16 protein-coding genes and 3 pseudogenes are annotated in these 18058 nt (G+C 39.9%); 6 read left to right on the top strand and 13 right to left on the bottom strand.

Features of this window, described 5'->3' with window-relative positions:
* Nucleotides 1-10: 10 nt before the first annotated feature.
* Entirely contained in the window at nucleotides 11-868 is an 858-nt protein-coding gene (locus tag Q0C76_RS05300) for a patatin family protein (protein ID WP_295730626.1), read from the bottom strand.
* A 359-nt stretch (nucleotides 869-1227) separates the two neighbouring features.
* Between Q0C76_RS05300 and pnuC the strand changes: the two genes are divergently transcribed.
* The 5 genes and pseudogenes from pnuC (at nucleotide 1228) to pepI (ending at nucleotide 5314) form a co-directional block, all read left to right on the top strand.
* Complete coding sequence (gene pnuC / locus Q0C76_RS05305; protein ID WP_295730629.1) at nucleotides 1228-1965, top strand: nicotinamide riboside transporter PnuC; 738 nt, start codon at nucleotides 1228-1230, stop codon at nucleotides 1963-1965.
* 219 nt (nucleotides 1966-2184) lie between these two features.
* Nucleotides 2185-2310, top strand: a pseudogene (locus Q0C76_RS05310) (NCS2 family permease); the annotation flags it as partial.
* Nucleotides 2311-2577: 267 nt separating this feature from the next.
* Nucleotides 2578-2772 (top strand): annotated as a pseudogene (locus tag Q0C76_RS08930) (phosphoribosyltransferase family protein); the annotation flags it as partial.
* Between the two features lie 149 nt (nucleotides 2773-2921).
* Nucleotides 2922-4329, top strand: a pseudogene (locus Q0C76_RS05320) (C69 family dipeptidase).
* A gap of 97 nt (nucleotides 4330-4426) precedes the next feature.
* Nucleotides 4427-5314, top strand: coding sequence for a proline iminopeptidase (gene pepI / locus Q0C76_RS05325; protein WP_295730632.1), 888 nt, complete (start codon nucleotides 4427-4429; stop codon nucleotides 5312-5314).
* Between the two features lie 60 nt (nucleotides 5315-5374).
* Here the strand turns inward: pepI and Q0C76_RS05330 are convergent, their stop codons facing one another.
* From Q0C76_RS05330 to parE, 10 genes are all read right to left on the bottom strand, one after another.
* Complete coding sequence (locus Q0C76_RS05330) at nucleotides 5375-5917, bottom strand: N-acetyltransferase (protein ID WP_295730634.1); 543 nt, start codon at nucleotides 5915-5917, stop codon at nucleotides 5375-5377.
* A gap of 171 nt (nucleotides 5918-6088) precedes the next feature.
* Nucleotides 6089-6583, bottom strand: a complete 495-nt coding sequence (locus Q0C76_RS05335) for an ECF transporter S component (protein ID WP_295730637.1) — start codon at nucleotides 6581-6583, stop codon at nucleotides 6089-6091.
* A complete protein-coding gene (locus Q0C76_RS05340) occupies nucleotides 6580-7443 on the bottom strand; it encodes a PfkB family carbohydrate kinase (protein WP_295730639.1) in 864 nt (287 codons plus the stop codon). The genes Q0C76_RS05335 and Q0C76_RS05340 overlap by 4 nt, the downstream gene beginning before the upstream one ends.
* A gap of 121 nt (nucleotides 7444-7564) precedes the next feature.
* The gene (locus tag Q0C76_RS05345) at nucleotides 7565-7948 is read right to left on the bottom strand and encodes a DUF1634 domain-containing protein (RefSeq protein WP_295730641.1); all 384 of its coding nucleotides are present in this window, start codon (nucleotides 7946-7948) and stop codon (nucleotides 7565-7567) included.
* Nucleotides 7948-8796, bottom strand: coding sequence for a sulfite exporter TauE/SafE family protein (locus Q0C76_RS05350; RefSeq protein ID WP_295730643.1), 849 nt, complete (start codon nucleotides 8794-8796; stop codon nucleotides 7948-7950). The genes Q0C76_RS05345 and Q0C76_RS05350 overlap by 1 nt, the downstream gene beginning before the upstream one ends.
* A gap of 76 nt (nucleotides 8797-8872) precedes the next feature.
* Nucleotides 8873-9298 carry a peptide-methionine (R)-S-oxide reductase MsrB gene (gene msrB / locus Q0C76_RS05355; RefSeq protein WP_295730645.1) on the bottom strand — a complete coding sequence of 142 codons (426 nt, stop codon included), beginning with the start codon at nucleotides 9296-9298 and terminating at the stop codon, nucleotides 8873-8875.
* A gap of 17 nt (nucleotides 9299-9315) precedes the next feature.
* Nucleotides 9316-9708 (bottom strand): iron-sulfur cluster biosynthesis family protein, encoded by a 393-nt coding sequence (locus Q0C76_RS05360; RefSeq protein ID WP_295730648.1) that lies wholly within the window; start codon nucleotides 9706-9708, stop codon nucleotides 9316-9318.
* Between the two features lie 113 nt (nucleotides 9709-9821).
* Nucleotides 9822-10754, bottom strand: coding sequence for a manganese-dependent inorganic pyrophosphatase (locus Q0C76_RS05365; protein ID WP_295730650.1), 933 nt, complete (start codon nucleotides 10752-10754; stop codon nucleotides 9822-9824).
* A 113-nt stretch (nucleotides 10755-10867) separates the two neighbouring features.
* On the bottom strand, nucleotides 10868-13381 hold the full coding sequence (gene parC / locus Q0C76_RS05370) for a DNA topoisomerase IV subunit A (protein ID WP_295730652.1): 2514 nt from the start codon (nucleotides 13379-13381) through the stop codon (nucleotides 10868-10870).
* A 20-nt stretch (nucleotides 13382-13401) separates the two neighbouring features.
* Nucleotides 13402-15408, bottom strand: coding sequence for a DNA topoisomerase IV subunit B (parE, locus tag Q0C76_RS05375; RefSeq protein WP_295730654.1), 2007 nt, complete (start codon nucleotides 15406-15408; stop codon nucleotides 13402-13404).
* 142 nt (nucleotides 15409-15550) lie between these two features.
* Here parE and plsY point away from each other — a divergent pair, with 142 nt between their 5' ends.
* Complete coding sequence (gene plsY / locus Q0C76_RS05380; protein ID WP_295730656.1) at nucleotides 15551-16168, top strand: glycerol-3-phosphate 1-O-acyltransferase PlsY; 618 nt, start codon at nucleotides 15551-15553, stop codon at nucleotides 16166-16168.
* A 34-nt stretch (nucleotides 16169-16202) separates the two neighbouring features.
* Here the strand turns inward: plsY and Q0C76_RS05385 are convergent, their stop codons facing one another.
* Together Q0C76_RS05385 and xerC are read right to left on the bottom strand one after the other, a co-directional pair.
* Nucleotides 16203-17081, bottom strand: a complete 879-nt coding sequence (locus Q0C76_RS05385; RefSeq protein WP_295730658.1) for an aldose 1-epimerase family protein — start codon at nucleotides 17079-17081, stop codon at nucleotides 16203-16205.
* Nucleotides 17078-18058, bottom strand: coding sequence for a tyrosine recombinase XerC (xerC, locus tag Q0C76_RS05390; protein ID WP_295730756.1), 981 nt, complete (start codon nucleotides 18056-18058; stop codon nucleotides 17078-17080). Before xerC ends, Q0C76_RS05385 begins: the two co-directional genes overlap by 4 nt.

Below are 18058 nucleotides of genomic sequence, written 5' to 3' on the forward strand. Positions count from 1 at the left end.
AAAAATCTCCTCACTTTGTCAAATAGGCCGTTAACTCAGGCAACAAGTGTTCAGCTTGTCGTTGTCCCTGGTGATAAAGCTCTTGTAACTTATCAATATTCTTTTCCAGTCGGCTGACTTTTACCATGTTTTCTGGTGAAAAACAAAACCAGTCACCATTGGCCGCTTTTTGATTAACAACCTCAACTTGATAATTGTATCCTTCTGGTCGTTGAATACCAGTTTCCGCAAACGCAGAATTGTCTTTAAAAACTCGTCGGTACATTTGTTGCAACAATTTAGAAGTTGGTTTCTTTTGGTAAGCCCGCGGACGAGTACGGACAACGACGATCTTTTTAAAACCTTGTTGTTCAGCGATGTCGTACGGAATGGAGTCGGCAACGCCACCGTCTAAACACTTTCCCTTCGTTGTCATTTGCGGATCCATTAAAAAGGGCATCGAGCATGAGGCTTTGAGATCATTTACTAATTCAGAGCCAGTCGGGTTGGTAAATGACACCATCCATCCTGAAGATAATTGGGTTGCAACAATTGTAAAATTGGTTGATGACCGCTCATATGCCCGTTCATCAAAGTTATTCCAGTCCCAGCCATGATCTTCAAAAAGAAAGTCTAAATTTAAAATATCTTGATGTCTAAACATGTGTAATAAGGAAATATATTCCTTATCCTTTCGATAATGAGTATTCACATGGAGCATCCGTCCATATTGCTTTGAAACGTATTGCGCACCGCATAAGGCACCCGCAGAAACGCCAATCACGCTTTTAAATTCAATGTGGTGGGCCAAAAAAGTATCCGTAATCCCAGTGGAATATTGGCCACGCATTGCGCCACCCTCTAAAACCAAAGCTGCATCATACAACATGCGAAAGTTCCTCCGTTTTCATCAAATGAATGATCATATTTTACCATTATTCAGTAGGGGAGAACAAAATAGTTTTTAACACTAATTTACCAATATTTATTTTATGTAAAGTTTAGACTTGATTTATCAAACCATGAATTACTAATTATCGATAAGCAACAGAAAATAATTTTTTACAAGAGTGATTCCAATAGCTGTGCGGTTAAATACCGATAAGTATTTCGGCTGGCGATTCTCTTTTAAATTTATTCATGCTATACTTTTCAATCAGTGACAATAAATGTCAAAGATGCCGTCAGGCGGATAAGGCATGATGAGCTTTCGTCATGAACCTAAAATTTAAAGGAGTTTGGTTATCAATGGGAAATTCTCATGAAAACTATTTCGTATGGTTGTTTAGACAGTTAAAGGGGTGGCCGGTACAAAACTATTGCCTCTGGTTTTTTGCTTTTGGTTTTCAACTAGCACTTTTGATCGAAGCAAAGGTTACTACAGTCACGATAATTACTTTTATCGGGACACTACTTGGGACTCTTTGTGTCCTGGCGATTAACGCTACCAAGGCCATCAACGGATGGCTAGGGCTAATTAGTGCCGCATGTTTTATTTATGCAGGACTAGCTGCCAAAAATTATCTCTCAATTTTTGAACAAATTGCTTACATTGCGACACTGGATTTACCCGTCATTTTAGCAATTAATTCTTGGAATGATGACACCAAGAACCACCTGCGAAAGTTTGGTGGTAAGGAATGGCTGGTAGCCATTATTGGTACCTTACTGGTTTACCTAATTTCCGGTTATTTAATTGGTCAATTTACTGACGATCCTCGTCCGTGGATTGATGCAATTAGTTTTTCCATTAGCTTAACTGCCGGCATTATGTGTTTCATGCGTTATAATAACCAATACTTCTGGTGGTTAGCATCCGGGATTTTCCAATTAATTCTCTGGGGAATTACCTTTGCTCAAGGTGATGCAACGCTGGCGATGGCAGTCAATAGTTCAATTTATGTTATCAATGATATTCTGGCATTTACCGTGAGTCCTTGGTTTAATCATGGACGAAAAAAGCAAGGCTTGAAAACCATTAATTAATTGATCTCAACGAAAAGCTTAACGCTCGCAAAATGAGGTTTTTATCGACCTCTTTGGCGAGCGTTTTTTATACTCCCTTTAAACACGAACATTAAATTTAAAAATCGGTTTTAAGTTATTGACATCACGAACTATGTCCATGAAAATGTAGACGTGCAATAACTTAATTGTTAATTATTAATATAAATTCACATTATATGTTCGCATTTGGAGGTAGTTATGCATTGGTTAGCTGATTTAATGGCAGCAATTGGCGTTGCCTTGAACGGGATCCCCCAAGGGATCATGGCAATGGGGCTAGGATTTGCTGTCTTTCCAACCACGTTTTCATTTGTTTTATTAGGCGACGATGAACTCTCATACGCAGCCGCCAAAGAACTATTATCAAAATTGCCCAAAGACTTTGACTATCTAGTCACGATGGAAAGTAAGGGAATTCCACTAACCCATGATTTAGGACTACTAACGAATCATCCACATTCAATTGTGTTACGTAAATCGATTAAGGGCTACATGCAACATCCTGTTACAACTAGTGTTAACTCGATCACAACCAAGCATCAGCAAGAACTAGTTCTAAACGGTGATGATGAGTAACGATTAAAAAATCAGCGAGTAATATTAGTAGATGATGTCGTTAGCACTGGCAACTCAATGCGGGCTGCCGAAGACCTGCTCAATCAAGTTGGCGCCAAAGTAGTTGCTAAAGTCGCGATTTTAGCAGAAGGGGCGGCCCAAAACCGCACTGATCTAACTTACTTAAAATCACTTCCATTATTTAACCCAGACGGCTCGATTAAAAGGTAGTTGAATCGGTCAGTTACTCATGGTTAATTGAATGATATTATGTGATAATAAGACGTTTTAAAACCATTAGTTTGAGAAATCAAAGGGTTTGCATTAAAATAGGGTTAGATGTTGAATAGGTATTTTAAACAAAAAAGGGGATCATAGATATGCCTTGTACAACAATTCTAGCTGGAAAAAATGCTACTGCAGACGGTTCAACCTTAATCTCACGGAATGAAGACTGTGGTTATACGTTTAATCAAAAGCACTTCGTCGTTGTGACACCTGATAAGCAACCAAAGAACTATAAGTCGGTTACTTCGAAAATTAAGGTTGATTTACCAAGCAATCCAATGCGATATACTTCCATTCCAGGTATTACATCCCAACAGCGTAAAATGGGTATTTGGGGGGGAAGCTGGTATTAATGATGCTAATACTGCAATGTCTGCTACCGAAACCAGTACCACCAATTCACGGATCCTAGGAATTGACCCATTAGTTGATAAGGGAATTGGTGAAGAAGATATTGTCACCATCGTCTTACCATATATTCATTCTGCGCGTGAAGGGGTCCAGTTGCTAGGGGATTACCTTGAAAAGTACGGTACGTATGAATCGAATGGGATCGCGTTTGCCGATCATGATGAAGTTTGGTATATGGAAACAATCGGTGGTCACCACTGGGCAGCTCAGCGAATTCCAGATGACTGTTATGTGGTTGCTCCAAACTGGTTTAGTATTACAGACTTTGATTTTGATTCTGACGATACGATGGCGTCTGCTGATTTACAAAAATTAATCGATCAATACCACTTAAACATTGATTCAGATGGTAAGTATAACCTTCGCCACATTTTTGGAAGTCATAAAGATTCTGATTATCGTTACAATATTCCACGGCAATGGTACGTTCAAAAACTCTTTAATCCAAGTATTGTTGAATCACCAGATAATCCAGATTTACCATTTATTCGCAAACCGGAACGCTTAATAACCGTGGAAGACGTTAAATATGCGCTCAGTTCACGCTATCAACATACACCATATGACCCATACGACAGTAAGGGTTCAGATGCAACGCGGACAGCATTTCGTCCAATTGGTTTCCAACGAAATGCCGAAAGCCACATTATTCAATTACGAAATGATGTCCCAAAGGGTGAAGCGGGTATTTGTTGGTTATCATTTGGACCAAATGCCTTTAATTCAGTCGTTCCATTCTACACAAACGTCTTAGATACTCCAGCAACTTATAAGAACACTAAAGAACACTTTGATATTCATAATATGTACTGGATGACTCAATTAATCGCCACGATTGCTGATGATCACCCAAAGCGTTATCAAATGAGTCTGGAAAACCTCCGTCAAAACACCATGGCTGCTGGTCGAAATGTTTTAATGAAAACTGATCCGCAAGCAGCTAAGCTTTCTGGAGCAGAACTGCAAAAGCAACTTCAAACTGCTAATAATGAAACCGCAAAGCGCGCTTATGACTTAGCAATGAAATGCCTCGGCGGGATGGTTGAAAATGGCGCTTTAAAGCTACATTTAAACTACGGTAATGAATAATTTACTCAGAATATGTTAAAGTCTTCAATCAAAATATGTTAAAGTCTTCAATCAAACTGGTTGAAGACTTTTATTATTAAAAAGAGGGGTGAAATACGTGAAAATTAAAACTGGCTATTTATCATTCGGCAAATACCACACTTATTATCGAATTGTTGGTGAACCATCTCCCAAACCACCACTTGTTTTACTCCATGGCGGACCAGGTTCAACCCATAATTATTTTGAAATTTTAGATCAGCTTGCTCAGGATGACCAACGGCAATTAATCATGTATGATCAGTTAGGTTGTGGTTTATCATCGATCCCGGATGAAACGCCAGCAGTTTATAATCCAACTACCTGGGTTCGTGAACTCATCGAACTTCGTCAACAGCTTCACTTAGACCACATTCATCTCCTTGGTCAGTCATGGGGTGGGATGTTAGCAATTATCTACCTCTGCGATTATCAGCCAACGGGGATTCAAAGTGTAATTCTGGCTAGCACGCTCTCATCAGCTCAACTCTGGAGCACAGAACAGCATCGGATGATCAAATTACTACCGCAAAATGAGCAGGCAGCGATTGCAAATGCTGAGCAAGCGGGAAACTATCAGGATCCAGGATACCTCAATGCCAATGCTCATTACATGCGACTCCATTGTGCTGATGAGCCGACTGCTAATAGTCCTGAGTGTTTGCGACGCACAAAAAACGTCGGAACTGTCGCTTATCAAACTGCTTGGGGGCCAAATGAATATACACCGCTAGGGAATTTAAGGAATTATGATTACACAAAGAAATTACCTCAAATAACGATTCCGGCTTTAATTACTAGCGGAACTAATGATCTATGTACACCCATAGTAGCAAAAACGATGGCTGACCAGTTGCCAAATGCAACTTGGCAACTCTTTGAAAACACTCGACATATGTCATTTGTCGAAAAAACATTTGAATATAAACAATTATTGAAGTCATGGCTAAACCAGCATGATTCGTAAACCCAAAGCCCAGTACCAATTCATTTGGCAACTGGGCTTTTGATATTGATAACAGTTAAACTATTGCAGCTTTTTTAATAATAAATAGTCAGTTTGCTGATCATTACCAACTGTGAAGGTATGTTCGCCAACACGCTCAAATCCATAGTGTTTGTAAAAGCCTTGGGCTTTGCCATTATTCTCCCAAACACCTAACCAGACTGAAGATTTTCCTAAATCCTTAGCAATGCTAAGGGCCTTGTTCATTAAACGACCACCAATGTGCAACTTTTGGAAGCGTCTTAAGACATAAATTCGTTGAATTTCTAGAGCATCCGGGTAAAGCTTCTCTGTTTGCGCAGCTTCCCAATTAACTTTCAGGTAACCAGTGATTTGACCATTGACGTTATAGAAATAGGTTCGACTAGTTGTCGATGATAATTCTTTGGCTAGCTGCTTAGGCGAATATGTTTCGTTTAAAAACTTCTGTAAATCTTTAGGATCATTATCTGCACCAAAAGTTTCAGTAAAGGTTGTTTGAGCAACTTCCTGAAGACGATCTAGATCCTGTGGATCCAATGTCACTAACTGTAAATGCGGATCATTAAGATCGTTAATTGCCATGATATATTAATTCCTCCAATTAATTGTTTAAATTAGCTTAATTTTAGGTCCCTCTTGTTAAAATTCTTATTTACTTTACATAATATATATTAAACAAAGTAATGACAAATTAAATCAAGGCTCACCCACTTTCATGGTGCATGTAAATTAAGGTTACATGTCCGTGGATTGTTAAATTCGTTTCTTAATGGCTGGTACAACAAGCATTGCGACAATTGCACCAACAATACCTTGTAACAGATTAGTACCAATCCCTAATAATCCTGCTACATAAGTATAAAGAACGGAATCAGCAATAAAATAGCCCGCGACCATTACTAACGTTCCAATAATAAGTGCAAGCCATTGTCCGAGCTTACGGTTGCCAAAGTGTTGATAAATTAATCCAGCGACTAAGCCTTCTAAGCCGTGGGCGATCAACGAAAAAATAGAATATTGAGTAAAGCCAGAGATCAAGTCCAATAACATTCCACCAAGTCCGCCAACAACTGTTCCATAGGCCGGACCTAATAACATGGCAGCAATAAAAATTCCGGCATCACAGAGGTTAATATTACCATGTGTCCACGGGATGGGAATAATAAAGATCCTCCCAAAGACTACTGTAATGGCAAGTAATAAGCCACCTAGAATGAGCCGTTTTAATTGCTGACTTGACTTACTCATAATATTTCTCCTTTTTGCTTCAAATTAACTAATTGTCGGATTAAGTTTCCTAATCTTAGTCCATATTTGCGATTAGCCACGGGTTCTTCTTGAGCTGTCTCTGTAATCGCCACTTTAAGCATTCGCGTTGCTAACTTAACCGCGGTCGTCAGCGAATGATCCTTCAATAAAAATCCCAAAATTAGGGCCGCAAATGTATCGCCGGTGCCATAAAAATGTCCTTGAACCTGCGGATTCCCAACAAATTCAAATCCTTCTTCCCGTGATTGGAAGACACAACCAATTGCTGAGTGGTGAATCACTCCCGTAATGATCACTTTAGCATTAATTTGGCGTTGTTGGAGAAGATTCATTAGCTGTTTAAGATTCTGATTAGTGGCTGGCAGTTGAGGTGATTCACCAGTTAACAGACATAATTCAGTCCAGTTAGGCGTAATAACAGTCGCCGATTCACATAACTTTTGAATTGCCTTAATGTATTCTTTGTTTAAACCAGGGTAAAGTTTTCCCTCATCCCCCATTACGGGATCAACAATTACTGGGCGGTTACCTAACTTGTTAGCAAGAATCTTTTGGACACTTGCCACCAAATCGGGTTGCCCAAGATAACCTATTAAAGCACCATTAAAATCCAAATCAGGAATTAACTGCCAGTGATTTGTAGTTGACTGCACCCATTCATTAGTAGCTAGGCGTTGAGGGGTACCAAAGCATTCTGTTTGAGTAGACAAGATTGCAGTCGGTAATGCCGCTGTTGTAAAATCCATTGATTGTAAAATGGATAATGCACTTACTAGCGAAATTTGACCAAGTGCCGAAAAATCTTCAATTAATAACGCTGCTTCTTTAATTGTTGTCACCCTCAATCCCGTCTATAACACTGCTTTTAGTATACAGCAACTTCTCCCCTGCTCCAACACAAAAAAAGTGGAACGACAATTGTTCCACCTTCAGATTGAACTAATTAGATTGAATTAATTTTTAAATTCCGAACATTCCAATAACCATGGCGATCACCAGAATAATCATCACAATTGTGGTAATCCAAACGTACAAGCGATCTTTCATTACCACAAAGGCATAGATAGAAACTAACACCCGCAGAGCTGGAGTCAAAATTAGTAAAAACAGCCCCAACATGATGACTGCATAAGGCTTCAACAACAGTAGGCCATGACCAATTGCATAAAAGGAATGGGGAAAACTATTACCTTGATAACCAGATTGACCACTGATAAAGAACATTAGCAAACCAATTACAATTACAATTGCCGAAACGATCACGCCAATTTGCATAATCACGCCAATTACGTTTTCCACTTTATTCATTTCTGCTTGGGTGGCCTTGCTTTCTTGATTTGCCATTAGTTAATCACCCCAAATCCTTTTAAAATCATTTGGATTCCCATAATTAGTAGGATCGGTACAAAAATCATTCTTAAGAGTCGTGGTTGAATCCGTTGCATTAACCGCGTTCCAATTGCAGCGCCAATTAAAATACCAATTGCTAATGGTGCTGCGATGTGCGGATGAATCGACCCATTAAAGAAATAAACTGTCGCGCTTGCTGCTGCCGTAACTCCCATCATTAAATTACTAGTCGCGCTGGATGGCTTCAGAGGCATCTTCATAATGGTGTCCATCGCAATTACTTTGAATACCCCGCTACCAATTCCTAACAGACCACTCGCCAATCCTGCTGCATACATCATTGCAAAGCCACCTGGGACATGAGTAACCTGATAGTATTGTTCTTTCATTGCCAGTTGATCATAATATGAACCCTGAAGTTTTAACTTCTTCGCCCACTTGTCATCATCAACATGGATCGCATCCTGCTTAACTTTGCCACGTAGTTTTTGGATCATGTTGTAAGTAGAATAAACCAAAAAAATACCAAAAAGAACTTCAAGCCATTTACCATCAATAATCCCAGTAAGAATGGCTCCAGTAATCGCACCAATCGTTGTCGCAATCTCTAAAAACATGGCAACCCGGAGGTTTAACAGATCATCCTTTAAATACGCAATCGTAGCTCCTGAACTGGTAGCAATGACAGCAATAACACTGGCTCCAATTGCATAGCGCATTGGCAATCCCATCAGAATACTTAAAATTGGGATAATGATCATTCCACCACCGATCCCCAGTAAAGCACCTAAAGAACCCGCAAAAACGCCAATCAATAATAATATGGCTGCTTGTGTAACCAAGACTAATGCCTCCTTATTTAACGTTGTTACGGGTTCTTATTTTACTACAATTTTTTTATTTAACTAAATATTTATGTTAGTTTTTAAACAGGAATTCATACTCACCATAGCCGGATGCACGCAGTTGATCGACAGGAATAAAACGCAACGCGGCCGAATTAATACAATAACGAAGGCCTCCGCGATCCAATGGCCCATCAGTAAAAACATGGCCCAAATGAGAATTAGATTGTGGACTCCGAACTTCAGTCCGTTCCATTCCCAATGACTGGTCCCGACGCATTGTTAATTTGCCAAGTGGTTTTGTAAATGATGGCCATCCACAACCAGCATCATATTTGTCTAAAGAAGAAAAGAGCGGTTCACCACTAACAACATCAACATAAATTCCGGGTCGATCAAAATGATCATATTCCCCCGTGAAAGGGAGCTCTGTTGATGCATTTTGGGTAACATCATATTCCAACGGGGTTAACCGTTGCTTCAAATTACTCTTATCCATTTACCTCACCGCTCTGATTAGCAATCATGAGCATGGGTCATTTTTGTTTGTTGCAGATCAGCATTACTAACGTCTAATACTTCAATATCATCAGTCAACACCCCTTGTGGCGACTTCAAAGGCATTGTAAACACATGCGAGTTAAAACTCACAGTCATTTGATCTGCAAATTGGGGCTTAGTATATCCCTTGTAATAAATTTTGCCAAGATTAGAGTCAAAACTAGCGTTAAAATCTTTGAAAGATTGATTTCGATTAACAAAAATTAATTTGAAATTATCATCAAGTGAACAGTTACCTAAGGCTGAAAACGGCCCCACGCCATCATCATAATCAAGCAACATTTTTTTGGAATCGTTTAAGTAGTGACTAAGTCGTTGCTTAGCTTCCTCAGTAAATGTTAAAAACATTTGAATCCCCTCCTCGTCTTGATGACTATTATTATAGCTCAAGTCATTTTCACTTACAATAAGTAAGTTTAAGCGTATTAAAAAACCTCAGTTACAACTGAGGTTTTAATTAATTAGCCTTCAAAGGCTTCTGTCAATGGCGGAACCACTTGCTTCTTTCGTGAAACAACACCAGGTAGGTTCATCCGATGAGCATCATTTAGCTTCTTACCAAAGGCCTTTTCAACTTTATCAGAATTAGCACCGACCACTAGTAAGTCAGAATCACTATTCAAAATATTTGTTGCAATCAAAATGAACGTGTCATAACCATTTTGGTCCATTAATGACTTCATTTCGCTTTCCAAATCAGCTTGACGTGCAAAAACATCATCTAAGTCAACCGTGTTGACTTGACCAATTCGAACAGTGGAACCATTCAGTTCAAAGGACTTAGCATCACCATCCACAATATCATTGTCAGACTTAGCATCCAGGTTAGTACCTGCTTTTAGCATTTTAATACCATAGTCTTCATAATCAACGTCCGCAATTTTAGCTAAGGCTTTTACTGCTTCACGATCATGATCAGTTGTCGTTGGTGACTTTAAGAGCAGGGTATCAGAGATAATCGCTGAAAGCATCATTCCAGCTAAGTTCGCCGGAATATCGATATGTTTGCTTTCAAATAATTCATAAATTACGGTGCTAACACAACCGTATGGACGCACAGTTGCCCACATAGGTTGTGAAGTATTAAAGTTAGCAATTCGGTGGTGGTCAACCAAGTGTGTAACTTGCACTTTATCGATGTCAGAAACACTTTGTTGTGGTTCGTTATGATCAACTAACATTACTTGATCAACTTCGTTCGCCACAGTCTTAACAACTCGTGGAGCTTCCATCTTAAAATGGTTTAAAGCAAACTTGGTTTCATCATTTGGTTCACCAAGTGCTACGGCTTCTGTTTCATATCCTAATTGGTTTTGGAAATATGAAAAGGCCATTGCTGCCGTAATGGCGTCTGTATCAGGATTTTGGTGTCCAAAAACTAATTCTTTACTCATAATTTTGGGTTCCTCCTCAAACTAGTGATGATAACACATCTCACATCTATAATCATATCACGACTTGGTCAATTCTCCATAACTTTTTTTGACAGAATCATGAAAACGATCAATTAATGAATGTCCAAACTTTCTTGTTGCACTTCGTGATTCTGTTTAGCAGATGGATGGTCGTTACTTGGTTCATCCATTGTCATAATTTTATGGCACAGTATTACCGGAATGCCTTGTGTATCAGTATCAATAACAAACGTCCCATTTGACTTAGCAGTTCCCAAGTGATGATCATCAACCAAAACATCCTGAAATTCAGGCCGGCTCGTAATTACTTCTAAAGCACCATGGAAGTTAGCTGGATAAGCTAAAAAGTCCACAATTTCATGCGGATGTTTCTTTAGCTTATGGAGAACTAGAACACCACGTCGCGCCCGACTACCAACTTCTAATTCGTTTGCCCGCATTTCTTTGAAAGCACCTCGCTGAGTAATCATTGCCAGACAGTCATCATCGTGAGTCTGAACCAAGTTGACGAGTTCATCATCATCTTTCAGATTAATTGCTCGTACTCCAGCAGTTCGCGTCCCTTGCGTGGGCACTTCGGCAACATCAAAACGGAGCCCATATCCCTGCTTGCTGATAGCAGTTAAGCTGGTGTTCTGATCTTTTGGCTCATAATACTCAGCGTTAATCATCCGGACGTCTGCTCCCTTTAGCTTCATAGCAACACTGGCCCGACTCTTATAACGTGATCCTGGCTTGAGGTCTTGAAGCGTCGTTTGTTTAACTTGCCCGTCACTGGTTGAAAAGATAATTGTTCCTGGAAGATCAAGCTTATCGAAAATTAGTACCTTGATAATTTCTTCATTATCCGCTAGTCCAATGGATTGTGAAATATGTTCACCAGTTTCTTTCCACTTTGTATCCGCTAGTTCATGCACTGGACGGTAGATCACATGGCCTTGATTAGTGAACATAAAGAGGTGATCAAGCGTTGATGCGTGTTGAATTAGCAAAGGATAATCATCTTCACGCAAGCCATTATCATTTAAATCTGAAGCTTTAAAACTCCGCAGACTTGTTCGTTTAATATAGCCTGCATGAGAAACTAGCACAATCACTTCTTCATCGGGGACTGTGACCTTCGTATCAACTGTTAACTTCTGGATATGTTTTTCAATTTGGGTTTTGCGACCTGAACCAAACTGTCTATCAATTTCCTTAAATTCTTTAACCAAAACTCGATTTAACTCGTTCCGATCATTTAATATCTTATGATATTCAGCAATTGAATCGTTCAAACGCTTTTGTTCATCCTGCAGATCCGTCACATCAGTATTCGTTAACCGATAAAGCTGTAAAGCAACAATTGCTTCAGCTTGTGGTTGAGTAAATTGATACTCGCGAATTAAGTTTTGTGTAGCATCCTTACGGTTTTTACTTGCTCGAATGGTTTTAATGACTTGGTCAAGAATTGACAGTGCCTTGATTAGCCCCTCGACAATATGTAAACGAGTGGACGCCTTGTGAAGGTCAAACTGCGTTCGTCGGGTGATAATTTCCTGTTGGAAAGCTAGGTAAGACTTTAAGTAATGCTTCAGCCCCACGCGCATCGGTCGCTGGTTATCAATTGCCACCATATTAAAGTTATAGTTGATTTGTAAATCAGTGTTCTTCAGCAAATAATTTAATATACCATTGGCATCTGCGTTACGTTTCAACTCAATCGCAATTCTTAACCCGCTCCGGTCGGTTTCATCACGTGCTTCAGAAATTCCCTCGACCTTTTTATTTAAGCGAAGATCGTTAATCCGTTTAACTAATTGCGCCTTATTAACTTCATAAGGAATTTCGGTCACGATAATTTGTTGTCGGCCACCACGAAGGTCCTCGATGGCGGTTTTGGCTCGGAGAATCACTCTGCCGCGACCCGATTCATATGCTTTACGAATCCCATCAACCCCTTGGATGATTCCTCCTGTTGGAAAGTCAGGTCCTGGAACGTATTTCATTAATTCATCTAATGAAGCATCAGGATGCTTAAGTAAATAAATTAACGCTTGAATTAATTCCCGTAAGTTGTGAGGTGGAATTTCGGTGGCATATCCGGCTGAGATTCCTGTAGAGCCATTCACAAAAAGGTTAGGAATTCGCGCTGGTAGGACGGTCGGCTCTTTTTCTGTATCATCAAAATTCAGCGTCATTTCGACAGTATCTTTTTCGATATCCTTTAACATTAAGCCAGCGATCTTACTTAATCTGGCTTCGGTATACCGCATTGCAGCAGCCGGATCTCCATCCATCGACCCATTATTCCCGTGCATTTCAATTAATGGTTCACGCAGTTTCCAATCCTGACTTAAGCGGACTAGCGCTTCATAGATTGAACTATCACCATGGGGGTGGAAGTTACCCATCACATTTCCGACCGATTTGGCAGACTTTCGGAATCCTTTATCATAAGTATTGCCATCCTTGTTCATTGCGAAGAGGATTCGTCGTTGAACTGGCTTCAATCCATCACGGATATCAGGAAGCGCACGTTCTTGAATAATAGATTTTGAATAACGGCCAAACCGTTCTCCCATCAACTGTTCCAGCGTTAGTTCTTCAATTTTATCGTCACTCACTTGGCACAGTCCTTTCTCACTTATTGATTATTCCAGGTTTTAACTTGTGGATCAGGAGCTACTTGTCCCTTGTGTTCAACTAATTCATCGGATACCTTATCATCGGTCATCGTGAATTGAACATTTTGTTCAATCCATTCCCGACGCGGTTCAACTTTGTTTCCCATCAAGGTAGTAACTCGTTTTTCTGCTAACTGAGCATCTTTGATTTGAACCCTAATCAGTGTTCGTGTTTCCGGATTCATTGTAGTTTCCCATAACTGATCAGCGTTCATTTCACCCAGTCCTTTAAACCGTTGCAACGAAGCTGTCTTCCCCATTTTTTGCGTTAACTTGGTTAATTCCTCATTCGTCCATGCATAAGTAATTTTCGTTTTTGCCCCACGTCCTTGTTGCAAACGGTATAACGGTGGTAAAGCAATATAAACTTTCCCCGCCTCAATCATTGGACGCATATATTTGTAGAAGAAGGTCAGTAGTAAGATCTGAATATGAGCTCCGTCATCATCCGCATCTGTCATAATGATAATTTTATCGTAATTTGAGTCCGCTACGTTGAATTCGGAACCAACCCCAGCACCAACAGTATAGATAATGGTGTTTAATTCTTCATTTTTTAAGACATCATCAAGCTTTGCTTTTTCAGTGTTGAGAACTTTTCCCCGTAGTGGCAGAATCGCTTGAAATTTACGATCCCGTCCCTGCTTAGCCGATCCCCCAGCTGAATCACCTTCGACCAAGAACAGCTCATTTTTTTGCGCATTTTTAGACTGGGCCGGAGTTAATTTACCGGATAGGTTACGTTCTTTCCGACTTCGCTTTTTGCCATTCCTAGATAGATCCCGTGCTTTTCTTGCGGCCTCACGCGCCTGTCGAGCCTTTACTGCTTTACGAATTAGCATCTGAGCAAAATCACTATTCTCTAATAGAGTGTAATTTAGTTGGTCACTCACAATGTTATCGACAATTTTACGTGCTTCCGGAGTCCCAAGTTTATCCTTGGTTTGGCCCTCAAATTGAAGAATTCGTTCTGGTATCCGAACCGAGACAACTGCAGTTAGCCCTTCACGAACGTCGCTACCTTCTAAGTTTTTATCCCGTTCTTTAAGGATGCCAACCTTCCGAGCATAATCGTTAAAACTTTTAGTCCACGCACTACGGAACCCTGCTTCATGTGTCCCGCCATCAGGCGTTCGAACATTATTAACGAACGACAAGACATTTTCCGAGTAGCCATCATTATATTGAGCAGCCACATCTACTTCTACACCATCCTGTTTGCCTGTAAACGACAAAATATTCCCAAGCGTGTCCTTATCTTCATTCAGATACTCAACAAAATCGCGAATGCCATTTTCATACTGGAACGTTTGACTTTGCTCTTGACCAGAACGCTCATCGGTTAAAGTAATCTTGAGATTCTTTAATAAAAAGGCCGATTCTCGTAGCCGTCTTGCTAAAGTGTTGTAATCATAAACAGTCGTCGAAAAGATTGCTGGATCAGGCTTAAAAGCAACCGTTGTCCCATTTGACGCATTAGTTTTGCTCAACCTTTTAAGAGTGCCAACCGGCTGCCCACCATCCTTAAATTTTTCCTGATAGCGGATATGATCCCTGACAATTGTCAAAGTTAGATTTGTGGATAAGGCATTTACCACCGAAGCACCAACCCCATGCAAACCACCTGAAGTTTTATAGCCATCAGCCTGGCCGAATTTCCCGCCGGCATGGAGAACCGTCATAATAACTTCTGGAGTTGGTTTCCCACTAGCGTGCATCCCCACTGGCATTCCACGACCATGGTCTTGAACTGTGATAGAATTGTCAGCACCGATTGTGACGTTAATTTCATTCCCGTATCCTGATAGGGCTTCATCTACTGAGTTGTCCACAATTTCGTATACAAGATGATGGAGTCCGTAGGTGTCAGTTGACCCAATATACATACCAGGTCGTTTACGAACTGCTTCCAATCCCTTTAGAATTTTAATCGAGGATGAATCATATTGATATTCTTTTTTTGCCACTGATGGGGCCTCCTCACTTTTATGAATGTAACATTAACTAGTCTACTCGAATTAATACATCGGTGCAAACGGTATTTTTCAGTAGCTATTGATTGACAAACCATGCTATGATAACAACGTTAATGTATTAAGGAGTTTTACAATGACTATCATTATAATGATTATCGTCGCCTACCTACTCGGTTCAATTCCGTCCGGGTTATGGATTGGTAAGTATTTTTATCATCAGGACATTCGCCAAGAAGGTAGCGGTAATATTGGCACTACTAACACGTTTCGAGTATTGGGACCACGTGCGGGAGTAGTAGTTTTACTGATGGATGTTTTAAAGGGGACGCTAGCAGCCAGTCAGCCTTACTTCTTCCATTCTTCCGTTAACCCACTTTTGATTGGGTTAGTTGCATCGATCGGACATACATGTTCCATTTTTGATAACTTTCATGGTGGTAAAGCAGTTGCTACAAGTGCCGGAATTTTATTGGCCTACAATCCCCTTCTATTTTCGATTGCGGCAATCCTTTTTATTAGCGTTATTCTCCTCACCAGTATGGTAAGTTGCGCTAGTATTATCACCGTAACAACGGTTTTTTTGATTGCCTTAACCATTCATGATCACATTTTATCAATCATTTCAGGAATTATCACCATTTTAATTATCTGGCGCCATAAAAGTAATATTCATAGAATTATTCATGGCAATGAGTCCATGGTCTCATTTGGCCTGGGAAATTATTTGCGAAATCATCATCAATCAAAATAAATTAGACCGCCCATTTAATGGCGGTCTTTTTGTACTAAAATGGCTGAATTGCAAAACGATATTGCTGATATTTGCCTGGCTCAAGTCGATCCATCAATTGCTTGTGGGTTAATTGACCATCACTATTGATACCGTCAGCAATTCCCCACCATGGTTCAATGCAAAGTAGGTTGGCCTTAGCTGGGAATGGTGACCAGACCCCAATCAGTTTATTATTATTGGTGATTACATGAACCCCATGCTGCCTGGCTGGATCACTAACGGTGATCGTTGCTGGTTTACCAGCTGTTTGAAGAATTAAAGCATCTTCACTAAATAAGTCATGATGTAACTGAAGAGGCTTTTGGAAATCTAGTGTCGCTGGATGTTCTAAATCATTCAAAGGTCCCGGAGCTACTAGTTTAATTTGCGGATACTTTTTAGCTGGATCAACCGTTACCACCATTTCTTCAAAGCGGTGATTATTAGTTAGCGGAACGTTGAATCCCGGATGGGCACCTAAGGCATAGATCAAAATTTGATCAGTACTTGGATTCGTCACTTTATAGGTTACTGACAATTGACCAGCAACAATTTGATAAGTAACTGCTAGTCGAAAAGTAAATGGATATGCCTGACGAGTCCGTTCATTATCCGTCAATTGAAATGTGGCTTGAGTTAAATCATGGCTAATAACTGCGAACTTTTCATCACGAGCAAACCCGTGCTGCGTTTGGTGGTAAATAGCCCCTTGATATTCATATTGATCATTTTTTAAGCGACCAACAAACGGGAATAGAATGGGTGCCTGACGTTTCCATGACTTTGGATCTCCCTGCCATAAATATTCTAAGCCATCATATTGTAGACTATGCAGTTGGGCACCGATTGGATCAATTTGAACCTTGAGTTTTGAATCTTTAATCGTAATCATTTTTGATCTTCCTTTGTTAATTTTGCACGGGGAAATAGCTTCATATAGGTTTTTTGCAGGTTTTCTCTAGTAACATGCGTATAAATTTGCGTTGTGGAGAGACTTGAATGACCTAATAGTTCCTGAACCGAGCGAATATCAGCACCATTATTTAACATTGCAGTAGCAAAACTATGACGAAGCATGTGCGGATGAATGTGAATATTCAAAGAACTTTTTTTCACCACTTGGTTTAAAACGTACTCAATTCCCTCACTGGTAATTGGTTTACCATAATGATTAACAAAAACTCGTTCATGTTTTTCATGATACTGGCTCATTAATGGTCCACGACATTTTTCTAAATACTTCTGTAAAGCATCTCTAGCATAATTTCCAAACGGAACATAACGTTCTTTATCACCTTTCCCATAGACGAGGATCATTTGAACACTCCAGTCAATCTGCGAAAGCTGCAAATTTGCACATTCACTCACCCGCATTCCGGTCGCATAGAGTAGTTCGATGATAGCACGATTACGAAAATCAAGCGGTTTGCCATTCCCACTGGCGGCTTTAAATAACGCATTCATTTCTGGCTCGTAGAAATAACGGGGTAAAGTTCGTGAATGATGTTTCATTCGGATTTCTTCAAACGGGTTACTCGAGACCAGTCCATTAGTTAACAAAAAGTTATAGAAAGTTCGTAAACTCGCCAATTCACGATTAATAGTCGTCCACTGTCTTTGAAGATCATTTAGGTGCGTTAAATATGCTTGAATATCTTGATTACTGATTTTTAACCAAGCTTGCCAATGTCCTTTAGTAATTAAAAATTTACGAAACATTCGTAAATCATTTTCATAACCATGAACCGTTGTTTCTGCTAACTGACGTTCACTTATTAAATAAATAGCAAAAACATTTGCCAAATCAAACGGATTTTTTACGACAACTTGGCAGTCCTGAAGTAAACTGCCCAATTGATCTAAGTCCAT

This window comes from uncultured Limosilactobacillus sp. (genome assembly GCF_934202705.1).
Classification (GTDB): domain Bacteria; phylum Bacillota; class Bacilli; order Lactobacillales; family Lactobacillaceae; genus Limosilactobacillus.